At 72.1% G+C, this 16,661-nt stretch carries 15 protein-coding genes; 10 read left to right on the forward strand and 5 right to left on the reverse strand.

The genetic code is table 11. The features are described from left to right. Positions 1 to 27 precede the first annotated feature (27 nt). From rpe to ABZ840_RS24410, 3 genes are all read left to right on the forward strand, one after another. Positions 28 to 711 (forward strand): ribulose-phosphate 3-epimerase, encoded by a 684-nt coding sequence (gene rpe / locus ABZ840_RS24400; protein WP_361562241.1) that lies wholly within the window; start codon positions 28 to 30, stop codon positions 709 to 711. Between the two features lie 205 nt (positions 712 to 916). Then, positions 917 to 1,903 (forward strand): sugar-binding domain-containing protein, encoded by a 987-nt coding sequence (locus tag ABZ840_RS24405; RefSeq protein WP_361562519.1) that lies wholly within the window; start codon positions 917 to 919, stop codon positions 1,901 to 1,903. Between the two features lie 166 nt (positions 1,904 to 2,069). Beyond that, a complete protein-coding gene (locus ABZ840_RS24410) occupies positions 2,070 to 2,513 on the forward strand; it encodes a barstar family protein (protein WP_361562521.1) in 444 nt (147 codons plus the stop codon). Between the two features lie 19 nt (positions 2,514 to 2,532). Here the strand turns inward: ABZ840_RS24410 and ABZ840_RS24415 are convergent, their stop codons facing one another. Further along, positions 2,533 to 2,982: a GNAT family N-acetyltransferase gene (locus ABZ840_RS24415; protein ID WP_361562242.1), complete on the reverse strand. Its 450-nt coding sequence runs from the start codon at positions 2,980 to 2,982 to the stop codon at positions 2,533 to 2,535. Between the two features lie 117 nt (positions 2,983 to 3,099). Further along, positions 3,100 to 4,089, reverse strand: a complete 990-nt coding sequence (locus ABZ840_RS24420) for a hypothetical protein (RefSeq protein ID WP_361562243.1) — start codon at positions 4,087 to 4,089, stop codon at positions 3,100 to 3,102. A gap of 286 nt (positions 4,090 to 4,375) precedes the next feature. Between ABZ840_RS24420 and ABZ840_RS24425 the strand changes: the two genes are divergently transcribed. The 5 genes from ABZ840_RS24425 to ABZ840_RS24445 all read left to right on the forward strand — a co-directional run bounded on the left by ABZ840_RS24425 (position 4,376) and on the right by ABZ840_RS24445 (position 10,963). Beyond that, positions 4,376 to 5,812: a GuaB1 family IMP dehydrogenase-related protein gene (locus ABZ840_RS24425; protein WP_361562244.1), complete on the forward strand. Its 1,437-nt coding sequence runs from the start codon at positions 4,376 to 4,378 to the stop codon at positions 5,810 to 5,812. Between the two features lie 402 nt (positions 5,813 to 6,214). Beyond that, positions 6,215 to 7,696: an amino acid permease gene (locus tag ABZ840_RS24430; RefSeq protein ID WP_361562245.1), complete on the forward strand. Its 1,482-nt coding sequence runs from the start codon at positions 6,215 to 6,217 to the stop codon at positions 7,694 to 7,696. Positions 7,697 to 7,706: 10 nt separating this feature from the next. After that, positions 7,707 to 8,162, forward strand: a complete 456-nt coding sequence (locus ABZ840_RS24435) for an Lrp/AsnC family transcriptional regulator (RefSeq protein ID WP_361562246.1) — start codon at positions 7,707 to 7,709, stop codon at positions 8,160 to 8,162. Positions 8,163 to 8,360: 198 nt separating this feature from the next. Next, entirely contained in the window at positions 8,361 to 9,158 is a 798-nt protein-coding gene (locus ABZ840_RS24440; RefSeq protein ID WP_361562247.1) for a carbon-nitrogen hydrolase family protein, read from the forward strand. Positions 9,159 to 9,271: 113 nt separating this feature from the next. After that, entirely contained in the window at positions 9,272 to 10,963 is a 1,692-nt protein-coding gene (locus ABZ840_RS24445; protein WP_361562248.1) for an NAD(P)/FAD-dependent oxidoreductase, read from the forward strand. Positions 10,964 to 11,063: 100 nt separating this feature from the next. Here ABZ840_RS24445 and ABZ840_RS24450 read toward each other — a convergent pair whose 3' ends face one another. Beyond that, entirely contained in the window at positions 11,064 to 11,993 is a 930-nt protein-coding gene (locus ABZ840_RS24450) for an LLM class F420-dependent oxidoreductase (RefSeq protein ID WP_361562249.1), read from the reverse strand. 206 nt (positions 11,994 to 12,199) lie between these two features. On the opposite strand from ABZ840_RS24450, the gene ABZ840_RS24455 reads away from it, so the two are divergent. Next, positions 12,200 to 12,892 carry a DUF5995 family protein gene (locus ABZ840_RS24455; protein WP_361562250.1) on the forward strand — a complete coding sequence of 231 codons (693 nt, stop codon included), beginning with the start codon at positions 12,200 to 12,202 and terminating at the stop codon, positions 12,890 to 12,892. 316 nt (positions 12,893 to 13,208) lie between these two features. On the opposite strand, the gene ABZ840_RS24460 is transcribed toward ABZ840_RS24455, so the two are convergent. After that, entirely contained in the window at positions 13,209 to 14,618 is a 1,410-nt protein-coding gene (locus tag ABZ840_RS24460) for a solute carrier family 23 protein (protein ID WP_361562251.1), read from the reverse strand. A 244-nt stretch (positions 14,619 to 14,862) separates the two neighbouring features. On the opposite strand from ABZ840_RS24460, the gene ABZ840_RS24465 reads away from it, so the two are divergent. Beyond that, entirely contained in the window at positions 14,863 to 15,339 is a 477-nt protein-coding gene (locus ABZ840_RS24465) for a thioesterase family protein (protein ID WP_361562252.1), read from the forward strand. 102 nt (positions 15,340 to 15,441) lie between these two features. On the opposite strand, the gene ABZ840_RS24470 is transcribed toward ABZ840_RS24465, so the two are convergent. Beyond that, a complete protein-coding gene (locus tag ABZ840_RS24470; RefSeq protein ID WP_361562253.1) occupies positions 15,442 to 16,659 on the reverse strand; it encodes an MFS transporter in 1,218 nt (405 codons plus the stop codon). Positions 16,660 to 16,661 lie beyond the last annotated feature (2 nt).

A 16,661-nucleotide genomic window follows, 5' to 3' on the forward strand; every position in this document is an offset into this window, starting at 1 on the left:
CGCCGCGGTCACGACATACTAGGTGGCATGGCCTTGATCAACCCCAGCATTCTGTCCGCCGACTTCGCCCGGCTCGCCGAGGAGGCGAAGGCCGTCGAGGGCGCGGACTGGCTCCATGTCGACGTCATGGACAACCACTTCGTGCCCAATCTGACGCTCGGCGTCCCCGTCGTGGAGTCGCTGCGGAAGGCGACCGACACCCCCCTCGACTGCCACCTGATGATCGAGGAGCCGGACCGCTGGGCCCCGCAGTACGTCGAGGCGGGGGCCGGCTCGGTCACCTTCCACGCCGAGGCCGCGGCCGCGCCGGTCCGCCTCGCGCGGGAGATCCGGGCCAAGGGCGCGCGCGCTTCGATGGCCCTGAAGCCCGCCACGCCCGTCGAGCAGTACGAGGACCTGCTCCCCGAGCTCGACATGCTGCTGATCATGACGGTTGAACCGGGCTTCGGCGGGCAGGCGTTCCTCGACATCATGCTTCCGAAGATCCGCCGCACTCGCGCGCTGATCGCCAAGCACGGCCTGGAGATGTGGCTCCAGGTGGACGGCGGGGTGTCCGCGAAGACGATCGAGCGTTGCGCCGAGGCCGGTGCCGACGTCTTCGTGGCGGGTTCGGCCGTGTACGGCGCCGAGGATCCGGCGAAGGCCGTCCGTGACCTGCGGGACAAGGCCGACGCCGCCACCGCGGCGGCCGGCTGGGGCTGCGCGCACTGACGCGGCCCGGGCCGCGCGCACGGCGCGGCCCACCCGGGGCGGCACCGCGGGGCGACGGGGGTTGACCTCGCGGCCACGCAGCGTTCATCGCGGACCGAGCGGTCACGGTCCACGCCGACCTCGGGTTTCTGGAAGGATGAGCGCAGAGTCGATCAGGTGCGCAGTAGGGGAGATTTTCGTGGTTGCCAGCCGCCCACATTCCGGGATGGGCCCCGCCGAGCTGGTGCAGGCTGCGGCCATGGCCCGCCGGTTCTATCTCGAGGGCAAATCCAAGATCCAGATCGCCGAGGAGTTCGGCGTCAGCCGCTTCAAGGTCGCGCGGGTGCTGGAGACGGCACTGGAGCGTGACCTGGTGCGGATCGAGATCCGGGTCCCCGCCGAGCTGGACGCCGAGCGCTCGGACGCGCTGCGCGCCCGGTACGGCCTGCGGCACGCCGTGGTCGTGGAGTCGGCCGCCGACTCCGACGACGCGCCCGACCCGGAGAACCTCGGTGAGGTCGCCGCCGACCTGCTCGGCGAGCTGGTCACCGAGGGCGACGTGCTCGGCCTCGCCTGGGGCCGGGCGACGATTCACATGGCCTCGGCGCTGCACCGGCTGCCGCCGTGCACGGTCGTCCAGCTGACCGGTGTGTACGACGCGGGCACCGCCGACCGCGGCTCGGTGGAGGCGGTACGCCGCGCCGCCGACGTCTCCGGCGGCGAGGCGCACCCCATTTACGCGCCGATGCTGCTGCCGGATTCGGCCACAGCGGCGGCGCTGCGGGGCCAGACGGGTATCGCACGGGCGTTCGATTACTTCGACAAGGTCACCGTCGCCTGCGTCTCCATCGGCTCCTGGGCGCCCGGCATTTCGACGGTGTACGACATGCTCTCGGAGAGCGAGCGCGAGCACTACGCCTCGCTCGGCGCCGCCGCGGAGATGTCGGCGCACCTCTTCGACGCCGAGGGCCGGCGCATCGGCCGCGACCTGGGCGAGCGCTGCATCACGGTCGAGGCCGACCGGCTGCGCCGCATCCCCGAGGTGGTCGCGATCGCCGGCGGCCACCGCAAGGCCCACGCCATCGGCGCGGTCCTGAAGTCCGGCCTGGTCACGAGCCTGGTCACGGACACCGCCGCCGCCGACCACCTCCTGCTGGAGTCCGACCCGGGGCCGCGCCCGGCCCTGGACCGCGCGGACCCGGACGGCTCCTGACCGACGCGGGCCGCCGCCCCGGCCGCCGTACGCGGTGATCCGTACGGCGGCCGTTCGTCCGGCGCCGCGGCCGGGGCTGTGACAGCATCGCGGCATGCCCGATACCCCCGGAGTCCCCGGTCAGGGTGCCGGCCCGCGCGACGGCGCCCGCACCGAGAAGGACGGCGTGCCCAGGTCGCTGTCCGCCGTGCTCGACGGACGGACGCTGCCGGGCGTGCTGTCCTGGCCCGCCGGCCGGCCCGTGCAGGAAGCGCTGGACGCCGCGCTGGCCGCGGGCTGGCAGGGCACGGTGCTCGACCTCGAAGGCGTCACCGACAAGGCGGAGTTCATGACGCGCGCCGCGGCGGCGCTGCGCCTGCCGTCCTGGTTCGGAGCCAACTGGGACGCGCTCGCCGACTGCCTCGGCGACCTGTCCTGGTGGCCCGCCGAGCACGGCGGCCGGCTGCTGGCCGTACGGGCCTGGCAGGGGTACGCCGCCGCCGAGCCGGAGGAGTGGCGGGTGGCGGAGTCGGTCCTCGCGGACGCGGTGGCCCGCTGGCGGGACACGGACACCGGGCTGGCCGTGCTGCTGACGCGCGACGCGGGCGGCCCGGCAACCGCCCGCCGCTGAGCGGCCGTCGCGGTCCGCGCTACAGCGCCCGCTCGAAGCACCACGACGACGGCACCCCTGCGTACGCCCCGAAGTTCGGTGTCCGGGTGTACCCCGCGCGGGTGTAGAAGCGCACCGCGGCGTCCTGCCGGTCGCCGGTCTCCAGGCGGAGCCGGTCCCAGCCCCGGCCGCGGGCCCATTCCTCCAGGGCGCGCAGGACCGCCGCTGCGGTGCCCGTGCCGCGCCGGTCCGGCACCACGTACATCCGCTTGACCTCGCCGGTCCCGTCGCCGAGGTCGCGCAGACCCCCGCAGCCCACCGGCGTGCCGTCGTCCTCGTACGCGACGAAGAAGGCGGTGATGTCCGCCGCCGAGGGCGGGACCCCGGGTTCGCTGTCCGGGGTCCCGTAGATCTCGGCGATCTCCGTACGCTGCCGGGCCCGCAGCACGGCCGCGTCCGGCTCCTCCCAGGCCACCTGTTCGATCTTCATGACGGGGATTCTGCCGAGGCCCCGTTTCTGGTGCGTTACGCCGCGGCCCCGCCGTACGGAACCGGCCGGCCACCCTGAACAGGGCAGCCGGCCGGAACGGGGCAGGCGTCGGACGCGTCAGTCCCCGACGTGGTCCAGCAGCACCGAGCCGCCGAAGTCCTCGTCGTCCGTGCCCCACAGCGCCCGGTTGCCGGGCAGCAGGGCGACCGCCTCGATCTTGCGGTTGTCCGCCGTCGTGTACCGGCGGACCTCCTCGGGCTTGGTCAGCTTCAGCTCGGGGCGGCCCTTGTCGGCCGTCAGCCGGCCCGCTTCGTAGACCGCGGAGCTGAAGGGACCGGAGTTCTTGTTCGGGTCCTGGGCCGCGGACAGCACCACGGTCCCGTCCGCCGCGATCTTGATGTCGCTGATGTGCCGTACCTCGTCCTGCGCCGGCCACGGCGCGCGGAACGCAACCGGGTCGGTGACGTGCGAGAACACGTCCTTCGCAGCGGAGGCGGACGGGTTCAGTACGGCCGTCCGCACCTGCGAAGCGGTGCCGTTGCTGCCCCGGGTCGCCCAGACGGCGACGTCCTTACCGGTGGCCCGGTCCCGGTGGACGGCGAACGCCTCGTAGTTCTGCGTGTCGTCGCCCTTGTAGTTCCCGGTGCCCGGCAGCGGGGTCGACCAGCGGACCGTCGCCGTGCCGCCGCTCACCTTCAGGCCGTAGACCGTCGGACGGAACTTGCCGCCGTCGCCGCTGCTCAGCGTGGTGTACTCGCCCGGCCGGCCGGGCACCGTGTCCAGCGACTCCAGGTCCTTGGGGACCTCGCTCCCGGCCCACTTCAGGTCCCGCACGACGGGCGCGTGGCCGTGCTCCAGCCGTACGGCCGAGAGCCGGACCTGGCCCGCTTCCTTGTTGTCCCGCGCCACGACCGTGTCGATGCGGCCGTGCTCGGAGCCGGCGACGGCCAGCCCGCTGACGCCGCCGGTCATCCCGTCGCCGACCTTCTGCCATCCGGACTTCGCGGCGGCCGGCCGCTCCGTGCCGTCGGCGAAGGCGACGGTGGCCGCAACGGTCGCGAGGGACACGCCGGCGATGCCCGACGCGAGGAGTGCTTTTCTGATCATCACGGCACGGTACGGGAGCCCACCGCTCCGCGAGCAGCTCGTATGCACAGGGTTTACCTTCACCCGCACAATTTCGGGTGAAACCACAGCCGGCACGAGTCCCGGTCGGGTGATGACACAGAACCTGCCCGAACGGCGGCCGAGGCTCGTCAATCCGGTGCCCGATCGGCGATGATGGACTAGGAGCTTGATGCCTGATCCGCTGCCGGCACAGCCGTACCCGCCACCGGACCGGTGCTGACTCCCCGCCCGCTACCGAAGCACAACCGCAGGTGAGAGAGTTAGCATGCGATTTCTGAACGATTCGAAGCCGCCGTACGACCTGACGTACGACGATGTGTTCATGGTGCCGAACCGCTCCGCGGTCGGCTCCCGCCAGGGCGTGGATCTCTCCTCGCCCGACGGCACGGGCACCACCATCCCGCTGGTCGTGGCGAACATGACCGCGATCGCCGGCCGCCGGATGGCCGAGACGGTGGCGCGCCGCGGCGGCCTCGTCGTCATCCCGCAGGACATCCCCATCGACGTCGTCACCGACGTCGTCAGCTGGGTCAAGCGCCGGCACCTGGTCTTCGACACCCCGATCGTGCTCTCGCCGATCGCGACCGTCGCCGACGCACTGTCCCTGCTGCCCAAGCGTGCGCACGGCGCGGGCATCGTCGTCGAGGGCGGCCGCCCCGTCGGCATCGTCACCGAGCACGACCTGGCGGGCGTGGACCGCTTCACCCAGGTCGCCGAGGTCATGTCCAAGGACCCGCTGGTGCTGGACGCGGTCATCGACCCGCGCGACGCGTTCAACCAGCTCGACGCCGCCAACCGCAAGCTCGCCCCCGCGGTCGGCAAGGACGGCCAGCTGGTCGGCATCCTCACCCGCAAGGGCGCGCTGCGCGCGACCCTCTACACCCCGGCCACCGACGCCGACGGCAAGCTGCGCATCGCCGCGGCCGTCGGCATCAACGGCGACGTGGCGGGCAAGGCCAAGGCGCTGCTGGCCGCCGGCGTGGACACCCTCGTGGTGGACACCGCGCACGGCCACCAGGAATCCATGATCAGCGCGGTCAAGGCCGTACGGGCGCTGGACCCGCAGGTCCCGATCGTGGCGGGCAACATCGTCGCCGCCGACGGCGTGCGCGACCTCATCGACGCCGGCGCCGACATCATCAAGGTCGGTGTCGGACCGGGCGCGATGTGCACGACCCGCATGATGACCGGCGTGGGCCGCCCGCAGTTCTCCGCCGTCCTGGAGTGCGCCGCCGAGGCCGCGAAGTACGGCAAGCACGTCTGGGCCGACGGCGGCGTGCGGCACCCGCGCGACGTCGCCATGGCCCTGGCGGCCGGCGCGTCCAACGTCATGGTCGGCTCGTGGTTCGCCGGTACGTACGAGTCGCCCGGCGACCTCCAGCAGACCGCCGACGGCCGGCTCTACAAGGAGAGCTTCGGCATGGCCTCGGCCCGCGCGGTGCGCAACCGCACCAGCGAGGAGTCGGCGTACGACCGGGCCCGCAAGGGCCTCTTCGAGGAGGGCATCTCCACCTCCCGGATGTTCATCGACCCGGCCCGGCCCGGCGTTGAGGACGTGATCGACTCGATCATCGCGGGCGTGCGCTCGTCCTGCACCTACGCGGGCGCCTCGAACCTCGCGGAATTCGCCGAGAAGGCCGTCGTCGGCGTGCAGAGCGCCGCCGGCTACGCCGAGGGCAAGCCGCTGCACAACAGCTGGTAACAGCCACACTCGACGCCTCTCACGGGTCCGGCCCCGCGCACACCTCGCGCGGGGCCGGGCCCGTTCGCGTCCGCGCGGGGCGTCACCGAGTGAGATCGCTCTCTTCCGTGCCCGTACGGCCGTACGGCCTCCGGTGGCTTCCTTCGATTCCACGGCCCCAACACGCCGCTGCCGCGCAACAAATGGCCGCTGTGGAGCGCGGTGCGCAAGGATCATGCGCGAATGCGCAAAGAACCCGCATTACGGCAGGTCACGCGCGGGCCTTAAGGTCAGGCAAGTTAGTTACGTGGAGTGGCGGGGACCGTCCGCTCGGCGGTTCCCGTGCGGGTTGCTTCGTGCTGCCCGGGTGCGGGCCGCCGCGGTCACCGCCGCCTGGTCGGCAGCGAAAAAGGAGCCACCCCAGTGTTGGACCACGGCGCAGCCCCTCACTCCGAGGGCAGCGACCCCCAGCCGCAGCAGCCTCCGTCCCGCCCCGGGCCGCTCGGCACCCTGATGCGGCGCAAGCCCGTCGAGAATCTGGTGGCCGATGCCGGCCACGGCGAGGGCGGCACCCTCCGCCGTTCCCTGGGTATGTGGCAGCTGACGATGATCAGCATCGGCGCCACGCTCGGCACCGGCATCTTCGTGGTGCTGGGCGAGGCGGTCCCCGACGCGGGCCCCGCCGTGATCATCTCCTTCGTGATCGCGGGCATCACCGCGCTCTTCTCGGCGCTCTCCTACGCCGAGCTGGCCGGCACCATCCCGGTCTCCGGCTCCTCGTACTCCTACGCGTACGCCACGCTCGGCGAGCTGGTCGCCTGGGTCTGCGGCTGGTGCCTGATCCTGGAGTACGGCGTCTCGGTGGCCGCGGTCGCGGTCGGCTGGGGGCAGTACCTCAACGAGCTGCTGTCCGGCACGCTCGGCTTCACCATCCCCGAGGTGATCGCCGCACCGCCCGGTGACGGCGGCATCTTCAACCTGCCGGCCCTGCTCGTCGTGCTGCTCGCGATGGTCTTCCTGCTGGGGGGCGCCAAGGAGAGCGCCCGGGCCAACGCCATCATGGTCGCCGTGAAGATCGCCGCGCTGCTGCTCTTCTGCGGCGTCGCCTTCCAGGGCATCCGGGCCGGGAACTACGCCCCCTTCATGCCGCTGGGCATGGCCGGTGTCAGCGCCGCGGGCGCCACCCTCTTCTTCTCCTACATCGGCTTCGACGCCGCCTCCACGGCCGGCGAGGAGGCCAAGAACCCGCAGCGCGACCTGCCCCGCGCCATCATGCTCTCGCTGGTCATCGTCACCGCGCTGTACTGCCTCGTGGCGGCCGTCGCCGTGGGTGCGCTGCCGTGGCAGAAGTTCTCCGGCACCGAGGCCGCGCTCGCCGGGATCATGAAGGACGTGACCGGCCAGAGCTTCTGGGCCGTGCTGCTCGCCTTCGGCGCCGTCGTCGCCATCGCGTCCGTCGTGCTGACCGTGCTCTACGGCCAGACCCGCATCCTCTTCGCGATGTCCCGCGACGGCCTGGTCCCCAAGGTCTTCTCCAAGGTCCACCCGAAGACCGGCGCGCCCCGCGCCAACACCGTGATCGTCTCGCTGTTCTGCGGCATCCTGGCCGCGGCCGTGCCGCTGGGCCAGCTGGCGGACGCCACCAGCATCGGCACGCTCTTCGCGTTCGCGCTGGTCAACGTCGCGGTCATCGTGCTCCGCAAGACCCGCCCCGACATGCCGCGGTCCTTCCGTACGCCGCTGTCGCCGCTCTTCCCCGTGATCGGCTTCGTGCTGTGCATCTGGATGATGGGCAGCCTCGACGTGGTCACCTGGGTGGTGTTCGGAGTCTGGATGGTGGCCGGTCTCGTGTTCTACTTCGCTTACGGCATGCGCCGCTCCCGATTGGCCACCGACCAGAAGTGAACAACCCCTCGTGCGACTGAACGACCTCGACGAACGCATCGTCCACGCCCTCGCGGAGGACGCCCGCCGCTCCTACGCCGACATCGGTCAGGAGGTCGGGCTCTCCGCGCCGGCCGTCAAACGCCGGGTGGACCGATTGCGGTCCGACGGGGCGATCACCGGGTTCACCGTACGGGTGGACCCGGCGGTGCTCGGCTGGGAGACCGAGGGCTTCGTCGAGCTGTACTGCCGTCGCAACACCTCGCCCGAGTCCATTCACCGCGGCCTCGCGCGCTATCCCGAAGTGGCGTCCGCCTCCACCGTGACCGGTGAGGCGGACGCCCTCGTGCAGGTCTTCGCCGCCGACATGCGGCACTTCGAGCGGGTCCTCGAGCGGATCGCGGGCGAGCCCTTCGTCGAGCGGACCAAGTCCGTCCTGGTGCTCTCGCCCCTCCTGCGGCGCTTCTCCTCGGGCTCCCCGGTCTGACGCTCCCGTCCCGCGGGGGCCCGGTGCCACGGCTGTACGCGGCGGGGCGCAACGAATCGCCGGAACAGGCTCCGAAGGCGCAACAAATCGGTATGTGAAGCGCAATGGTGCAGCCTTGTACCACTTGCTCCGCGGACCGTACCGTCTTTACGTCTTCCGAAAGCCCGTACGCACCGTACGCACCATCCGAGGGGTCCCATGTCTGCGCTGCGCACCGCCCTGCTCCAGAGTTCGGGACGGCCCGGCGATGTGGCGTACCACCTCAAGGCGCTGGACCGCGCCGCCGAGGAAGCGGCCGCGGCCGGCGCCGGGCTGCTGGCCTGCCCCGAGCTGTACCTGACCGGCTACGCCATCGGCTCCGGCGTGCGCGAGCTCGCCGAGCCCGCCGACGGCGAGAGCGCCGACGAGATCGCCCGGATCGCCGCCGAGCACGGCATCGCCGTGGCGTACGGCTACCCGGAGCGCGACGGCGGGAAGGTGTACAACTCCGTCCAGCTGATCGGCCCGGACGGCACCCGGCTCGCGAACTACCGCAAGACGCATCTCTTCGGCTGCTTCGAGCAGGAGATGTTCACCCCCGGCGACCGGACCGTCGTCCAGGCCGAGCTGACCGGCGTCCGGATCGGCCTCATGATCTGCTACGACGTGGAGTTCCCGGAGAACGTCCGGGCCCACGCGCTGGCCGGCACCGACTTCCTGGTGGTGCCCACCGCCCAGATGCACCCGTACCAGTTCGTCGCCGAATCGCTGATCCCGGTACGCGCCTTCGAGAGCCAGCTCTACATCGCCTACGTCAACCGCACCGGTCCGGAAGGCGAGTTCGAGTTCGTCGGTCTCTCCACGCTGGCCGGGCCCGACGGGGTCGTACGGGCCCGCGCCGGCCGCGGCGAGGAGACGGTCCTCGGCGATGTCGACCCCGGCTTCCTCGCGGCCTCCCGCGAGGCCAACACGTACCTGAAGGACCGCCGCCCGGAGCTGTACGGCTCCCTGGGCTGAGCCCGGCCCCGCACGCCCCGCCTGCCGGCCGTCCGGCCGGGGGCTGCCCCGGCCCGGCCCTCGCCTGCCCCCTTCCTCCCGTTCCGCATGGTTTTGCAAGGAGTCCCGCCCTCATGACGTCCACGGTGCCCACCGCCGTCCAGCACACCGATGCTCAGCCGCCGATCACCATGTTCGGACCGGACTTCCCCTTCGCGTACGACGACTTCCTCGCGAACCCGGCGGGGCTGGGCCAGATACCCGCGACCGAGCACGGCACCGAGGTCGCGGTCATCGGCGGCGGCCTCTCCGGCATCGTCACCGCCTACGAGCTGATGAAGATGGGCCTCAAGCCCGTCGTCTACGAGGCGGACCGGATCGGCGGCCGGCTGCGCACGGTCGGCTTCGAGGGCTGCGACTCCTCGCTCACCGCCGAGATGGGCGCCATGCGCTTCCCGCCGTCCTCCACGGCGCTGCAGCACTACATCGACCTGGTCGGGCTGGAGACGCAGCCGTTCCCGAACCCGCTCGCGCCCGACACCCCCTCCACCGTCGTCGACCTCAAGGGCGAGTCGCACTACGCCGAGACCGTCGACGACCTGCCCGACGTCTACCGTCAGGTGGCCGAGGCCTGGAACACCTGCCTGGAGGAGGGCGCCGACTTCTCCGACATGAACCAGGCCCTCCGGGAGCGCGACGTGCCGCGCATCCGGGAGATCTGGGCCAAGCTCGTCGAGAAGCTCGACAACCAGACCTTCTACGGCTTCCTCTGCGACTCCAGCGCCTTCAAGTCCTTCCGGCACCGGGAGATCTTCGGCCAGGTCGGCTTCGGCACCGGCGGTTGGGACACCGACTTCCCCAACTCCATCCTGGAGATCCTCCGCGTCGTCTACACCGAGGCCGACGACCATCACCGCGGCATCGTCGGCGGCAGCCAGCAGCTCCCGCTGCGCCTGTGGGAGCGCGAGCCCGCGAAGATCGTGCACTGGGCGCAGGGCACCTCGCTGTCCTCCCTGCACGACGGCGCGCCCCGCCCGGCCGTCACCCGGCTGCACCGCACCGCCGGCAACCGGATCACCGTCACCGACGCCTCCGGCGACATCCGCACCTTCCGGGCGGCCGTCTTCACCGCGCAGTCCTGGATGCTGTTGTCAAAGATCGAGTGCGACGACGCACTGTTCCCCATCGACCACTGGACGGCGATGGAGCGCACTCACTACATGGAGTCCTCCAAGCTGTTCGTGCCCGTCGACCGGCCGTTCTGGCTGGACAAGGACGAGGAGACGGGCCGCGACGTCATGTCGATGACGCTGACGGACCGGATGACCCGCGGGACGTACCTCCTCGACAACGGGCCCGACCGGCCGGCCGTCATCTGCCTCTCCTACACCTGGTGCGACGACAGCCTGAAGTGGCTGCCGCTGGACGCCAACGAGCGCATGGAGGTCATGCTCAAGTCGCTCTCGGAGATCTATCCGAAGGTCGACATCCGGAAGCACATCATCGGCAACCCCGTGACCGTGTCCTGGGAGAACGAGCCCTACTTCATGGGCGCGTTCAAGGCCAACCTGCCGGGCCACTACCGCTACCAGCGCCGCCTGTTCACGCACTTCATGCAGGACCTCCTTCCCGAGGACAAGCGCGGCATCTTCCTGGCCGGTGACGACATCTCCTGGACCGCCGGCTGGGCCGAGGGCGCCGTGCAGACCGCGCTGAACGCTGTGTGGGGCGTGATGCACCACCTCGGCGGCGGCACGGACGCCACCAACCCGGGCCCGGGCGATGTGTACGACGAGATCGCCCCGGTCGAGCTGCCGGAGGACTGACCACCCGACGACCGCCCGACGACCGTCGACCGGCGGGGGAGCCCCGGACCAGGGGACGGAGGGGACAGGGGGAGCTGCCGCCGCGCAGCTCCCCCTGCGGTCATATCCCGGCCGCGCGCGCCGCTTCGTACACCTCCGCCGCCAGGTCCTTCAGCTCCTCCGCGTCCCGGGCCCGGCCCTGGAGGTCGAGCAGGATCTCCCCGACGCCCACCTCGGCATGGCCCGCCAGGTCCTCGACGATCTGCGCGACGCTGCCCTGGAACGGGAGGCGGTCCTGGCCCTCGTACGCCTTCGCCGTGTGCTGGGTGTTGACCCGCAGGACGTTCTCGAACGGTGCCTCGCGGCCGCGCTCGTCGGCCAGCTCCCGCAGCTGCCGCCACTGCTCGGCCAGCTTCTCCGCGCCCATGCCCGCCGGCATCCAGCCGTCCGCCCGGTCCACCAGGCGGCGCAGCGCCCGCGGGCTGTTGGCGGGCAGCAGCACCGGGATCGGCCGGGCCGGCTTGGGGCCGACCTCCGACGGCGCGATCGTCGTCAGCTCGCCCTCGTACGTCACCGGGTCCGGGCCCCACACCGCCCGGCACACGTCCAGCAGCTCGTCCAGCACCTTGCCGCGCTGCTCGAACGGGGCCGCCGCGGCCGCCGCGTACTCGTCCAGGGACCAGCCCGTGCCGAGCCCGGCGATCACCCGGCCGCCGCTCGCCGCGTCCAGCGAGGCGAGGCTCCGGGCCAGCTGGAAGGGGACGTGCAGCGGGGCGATGAGCACGCTCGTACCCAGCCGGGCCCGCTCCGTGGCCGCGGCGGCCAGCGTCAGCGTCACCAGCGGATCGGCCACCGAGCGGTACTGATCGGGCCAGGGCAGGCCCGGTATGCCGTACAGCCCCTGGGTCGCGGGCTCGGGGAAGAGCACGCGCTCGAAGACCCAGAGGCTCTCGTAACCGGTCTGCTCCGCGGCGCGCGCCACGTCCGGCACGTCGCGGCCGAGGTCGTACTGGCGCATCTGCGGGAGGCTCAGTCCGAGTCGGACAGTCATACCGTGCTCCTTCGGATCCGGTTCGCCGACGGGTTATGTGCGATCAACGTCCGCCGCGGGCGCGGGAGTTCCGGCGTCGGGGGGCGCGATGGCGCGCGGTACCGGCGCGCACGGCCGGTGAGGGTCCGGCCAAGGCTTTAGTCCGATCCGGTCACGCCTCACCGCGCCGTCCCTGCCGCCCGCCCGCCCCTGCCACGCTGATCGCCATGACGACGATGCAGCCGACCGGCGTGACGGCGGGCGTGGAGCGGATCGTGGCGCGGATGCGCGCGCTGGACGCGACGCTGCCGCCGCGCGACGGCGTCGCGGTCTTCAACCGGGTGTACCTGCAGGTCACCGAGGAGGTCGGGCGGCAGATCGGGGCGGGCGGCTTCCGGGACGCGGGCGCGGCCGCCGAGCTGGACGTCCGGTTCGCGCTGCGGTACCTGAGCGCGGTGGACGCCGTGACGGCCGGGCTGCGTCCGCCGGCGTGCTGGCGCCCGCTGTTCCAGCTGCGCTGCCACCCCGGCGTCGAGCCGCTCCAGTTCGCGCTGGCCGGGATCAACGCGCACATCGGGCACGACCTGGCGCTCGCCCTGGTGGACACCTGCCGGGCGCTGGGGTGCGAACCGGCCGCGCTGGAGGCCGACTTCGACCGGGCGGGGCGGGTGCTCATCGGCCTGGAGGAACGGGTGCGGGAGCGGCTGATGCCGAGGCCCGACCTGCTGGACATCGCCGACCCGCTGACCCACCTGGCCGGTTCGTGGAGCCTGGAGGCGGCCCGGGACGGCGCGTGGACGGCGGCCCGCGCGCTGTGGAGCATGCGCGGCCTGCCGGAGGTGGCGGAGGAATTCACACAGCGGCTCGACGCGGGCGTCGGCCTGGTGGGCCAGCTACTGCTGACGCCGTTGCGGGGGTGACGCCCTTGCGGGGGCGCCGCCGCGGGGGGGGGGGGCGCCGCACCGTTGCACCGCTGTCGCCACGCCGGGGCCGTCGCCCGGCGGATGCGCTCCGCCGGGCCGGGGTGCTTCGCCGGTTGCCCACTTGGGTAACCCCCTGGTGGGGGCCTCCGAGAGCTGCACCTCTATGCGCGCCGCCCCGCAAGGAACAACCGCTGAGACGCCGCCCCGGCGAGGGGCCCCGAGACGCCACCCCGGCAAGGGGCCCCCAAGACGCCGCCCCGGCAAGGGGCCACTGAGCCCCCGCCCCGCAGAGGCGATTCCGGGCCGGCCGCTCCTAGTCCGTGCCCTTGGCCGTGCCGCCGTCCCCGGCCCCTTCCTCGTCGTAAGCCGACGTCCCCTCGTCCAGCAGTGGCTGCTGCGTCTTCAGGTGTGCCGGGGCCAGGGCGCGGAGGACGTGGTAGCCGGAGAGGACGACGATCGTGCCGAGGGCGATGCCGCTCAGTTCGAAGTTGTCGGAGATCTTCAGGCTGACGCCGCCGACGCCGATGATGATGCCCGCGGCGACGGGGACGAGGTTGAGCGGGTTGCGCAGGTCGACCTTGTTGTGGACCCAGATCTGCGCGCCGAGCAGGCCGATCATGCCGTACAGGATGACCGTGATGCCGCCGAGCACCCCGCCCGGGATCGCGGCGACCACCGCGCCGAACTTCGGGCAGAGTCCGAAGAGGAGGGCGAAGCAGGCGGCGGCCCAGTAGGCGGCGGTGGAGTAGACGCGGGTGGCCGCCATGACGCCGATGTTCTCGGAGTACGTGGTGTTGGGCGGGCCGCCGAGCGCGGTGGAGAGCACGGACGCGGCGCCGTCGGCGGAGATCGCGGTGCCGAGCTTGTCGTCCAGCGGGTCGCCGGTCATCTCGCCGACCGCCTTGACGTGCCCGGCGTTCTCGGCGACCAGCGCGATGACGACCGGCAGCGCGACCAGGATCGCGGACCACTGGAAGCTCGGTCCGTGGAAGGACGGCAGGCCCACCCAATCGGCCTTGCCGACGGCGGAGAAGTCGAGCCGCCAGTGGTCGGTGACCTTCCCGGCGCCGTTCTGGGAGTGGATCATCCCGAAGAGCAGGTCGAAGAGCCAGGAGACGAGGTACCCGAAGATCAGCCCGAGGAAGATCGCGATGCGCGACCAGAAGCCGCGCAGGCAGACCACGGCCAGCCCGGTGAACAGCATGGTCAGCAGCGCCACCCACTGGTCCTGCGGCCAGTACGTGCTGGCGGTGACGGGGGCGAGGTTGAAGCCGATCAGCATGACGACCGCGCCCGTGACGACGGGAGGCATCGCCGCGTGGATGATCCGCGCGCCGAACCGCTGCACGGCCAGCCCGATGAGGAAGAGCACCGCGCCGACCACGAGGACCGCGCCGGTCACGGTGGCGCTCGTACCGCCCTGGGCCCGGATGACGGCGGCGACGCCCACGAAGGAGAGGCTGCACCCGAGGTAGGAGGGCACCCGGCCGCGGGTCGCCAGCAGGAAGATCATCGTCGCGACGCCGGACATCATGATGGCGAGGTTCGGGTCCAGGCCCATGAGGACCGGAGCGACGAACGAGGCGCCGAACATGGCCACCACGTGCTGCGCGCCGAGGCCGGCGGTACGCGGCCAGGACAGCCGCTCGTCGGGTCTGACCACGGCTCCCGGCGCGGGGGTGCGCCCGTCTCCGTGGAGGGTCCAGCGCACGCCGAGGCCCATGGAAGCTCCCGTTCTCGTCTTCTCGTCAAGTCGTCGTGAGGCCACCGACCGGCGGTGACCGGCCAATGTTAGTGCGGGCCTGGTCCGCTTCCTCCGGTTACGGTCCGGATTGGCCGCGGATGGAATCGGTCACTCGGCCCGGGGCGGAAGCAGTCTAAGCGCATGCTTACGATGAGATGGTTCAACTTTTGAATGCATCCGATTTGCATGCATCCCACCGCACCGCAGCACCAGGAGTACGACCGTGAGTGACGCCGCCCCGTATGCCGCCGAGACCCTTCCGTACGGCGAGCTGGTCCCCGTGACGGTCCACTTCGACGACCTCGACGCGCTCGGCATGCTCCACAACTCGCGCTTCCCGCTGCTCGTCGAGCGGGCCTGGGGCGCGTACTGGCACTCGCACGGCTTCGGGTTCACCGGCGATTGGGCGAGCGCGGGTGACATGGCCAACGTGATCAAGGAGATGCGGGTCTCCTACGAGGCGCCGATCACCCGTCCTGGCACCTTCGCCGCCCACCTGTGGGTCGAGAAGCTGGGCCGGACCAGCCTCACCTACGGCTTCCGGGTCTGCTCGGCGGACGGCGCGACCACGTACGCGCAGGGCCACCGCATCCTGGTCCGCGTCGACGCGCAGACCCTGCGCCCCGCGCCCTGGACCGACGAGGCCCGCGCGATCGCCCGCAAGCTGGCCCGCCCGGAGGCCCTGCCCGACGCGAGCTGAGCACCGCGGCCGACGGCAGCCGCGGCGCCGCGCCGGCCCGTCGCCCGTCACGACCGCTTCAACGAGTCGCCCGTCGCGCCCCCTTCAACGAATCGCCCGTCATCACGACCCCTTCAGGTCGAACGTGGTCGAGCTGACCGAGGCGCGGCGCTCCGGTGCGCGGAGTACGCCCGCGCCCAGCACCAGGCCCAGGGCCAGCGCCGTGACCAGAATGAACGAGCTGGTCAGCGAGGTGGCCTGGGCGATGGAGCCGATCGCGGAGGGCGCGATCAGCCCCGAGGTGTACGTGATCGTCGCGACGCCCGCGATGGCCTGGCTCGGTGCCGGGCCGCTGCGCCCCGCCGCGGCGAACGCCAGCGGCACGACCACCGCGATGCCCGTGCCGATCAGCGCGAAGCCCGCCACCGCCATGGCCGGGTGCTGCGCCGTGACGATCAGCAGGCCGCCCACGGTGGCCAGTACGCCGCTCGCGCGCACCGTGCGCACCGGGCCGAAGCGGGCCACCACATGGTCGCCGGCCAGCCGCGCCACCGCCATCGTGCAGGTGAACGCGGTCGTCGAGACCGCCGCGAGCCCGGCCGACGTGCCCAGTACGTCCCGCAGGTACACCGCCGACCAGTCCAGGCTCGCCCCCTCGGCGAACACGGCGCAGAAGCCGATGGCGCCGATGATCAGCGCGGACTTCGGCGGCAGCGCGAACCGCGGCGGCGGATGCTCGTCCGGGGCGCTGCGCAGGTCCAGTACGCCCTGGCAGAAGACCGCGCCGAGCACGGTCAGCACGCCGGCCGCGAGGGCGAGGTGCAGTCGGGCGTCGGTCTCGGTGTGCGCGGCGACGGTGCCGGCCGCCGAGCCCAGCAGTGAGCCCACGCTCCACATGCCGTGCAGCCCCGACATGATCGGCTTGTCGAGGCGCTGTTCGACCTCGACGCCCAGCGCGTTCATCGCCACGTCGGACATCCCGGCGGTGGCCCCGTAGACCAGCAGGGCGCCACAGAGGGTGTAGAGGTTCGGGGCGACCGCGGGGAGGACGAGGGAGAGTGTCCAGAGCGCCAGGAGGCCGCGCAGCGCCGTACGGGCGCCGAAGCGGTGGCTGATCCGGCCCGCCAGCGGCATCGCGAGGGACGCGCCGATCGCGGGGAAGGCGAGCGCGAGCCCGAGCTGCCCCGCGCTGACCCCGGTGTGTTCCTGGATCCAGGGGACGCGGGTGGCGAAGTTGCCGGTCACCGCGCCGTGCACGAGGAAGACGAGCGCCACCGACCAGCGTGCGCGGCGCAGTTGGGGAGGCGGGACTGCCGTGGGGGAACCACCGTTGGCTGGCATGG

This window comes from Streptomyces sp. NPDC047117, from assembly GCF_040643545.1.
Taxonomy (GTDB): Bacteria; Actinomycetota; Actinomycetes; order Streptomycetales; family Streptomycetaceae; genus Streptomyces.

Excerpts from the sequence above, each read along its gene's own strand:
- rpe (WP_361562241.1), top strand. The coding sequence starts at position 28 with ATGGCCTTGATCAACCCCAGCATTCTGTCCGCCGACTTCGCCCGGCTC.
- ABZ840_RS24405 (WP_361562519.1), top strand. The coding sequence starts at position 917 with ATGGGCCCCGCCGAGCTGGTGCAGGCTGCGGCCATGGCCCGCCGGTTC.
- ABZ840_RS24415 (WP_361562242.1), bottom strand. The coding sequence starts at position 2,982 with ATGAAGATCGAACAGGTGGCCTGGGAGGAGCCGGACGCGGCCGTGCTG.
- ABZ840_RS24420 (WP_361562243.1), bottom strand. The coding sequence starts at position 4,089 with ATGATCAGAAAAGCACTCCTCGCGTCGGGCATCGCCGGCGTGTCCCTC.
- ABZ840_RS24425 (WP_361562244.1), top strand. The coding sequence starts at position 4,376 with ATGCGATTTCTGAACGATTCGAAGCCGCCGTACGACCTGACGTACGAC.
- ABZ840_RS24440 (WP_361562247.1), top strand. The coding sequence starts at position 8,361 with ATGTCTGCGCTGCGCACCGCCCTGCTCCAGAGTTCGGGACGGCCCGGC.
- ABZ840_RS24445 (WP_361562248.1), top strand. The coding sequence starts at position 9,272 with ATGACGTCCACGGTGCCCACCGCCGTCCAGCACACCGATGCTCAGCCG.
- ABZ840_RS24450 (WP_361562249.1), bottom strand. The coding sequence starts at position 11,993 with ATGACTGTCCGACTCGGACTGAGCCTCCCGCAGATGCGCCAGTACGAC.
- ABZ840_RS24455 (WP_361562250.1), top strand. The coding sequence starts at position 12,200 with ATGACGACGATGCAGCCGACCGGCGTGACGGCGGGCGTGGAGCGGATC.
- ABZ840_RS24460 (WP_361562251.1), bottom strand. The coding sequence starts at position 14,618 with ATGGGCCTCGGCGTGCGCTGGACCCTCCACGGAGACGGGCGCACCCCC.
- ABZ840_RS24470 (WP_361562253.1), bottom strand. The coding sequence starts at position 16,659 with ATGCCAGCCAACGGTGGTTCCCCCACGGCAGTCCCGCCTCCCCAACTG.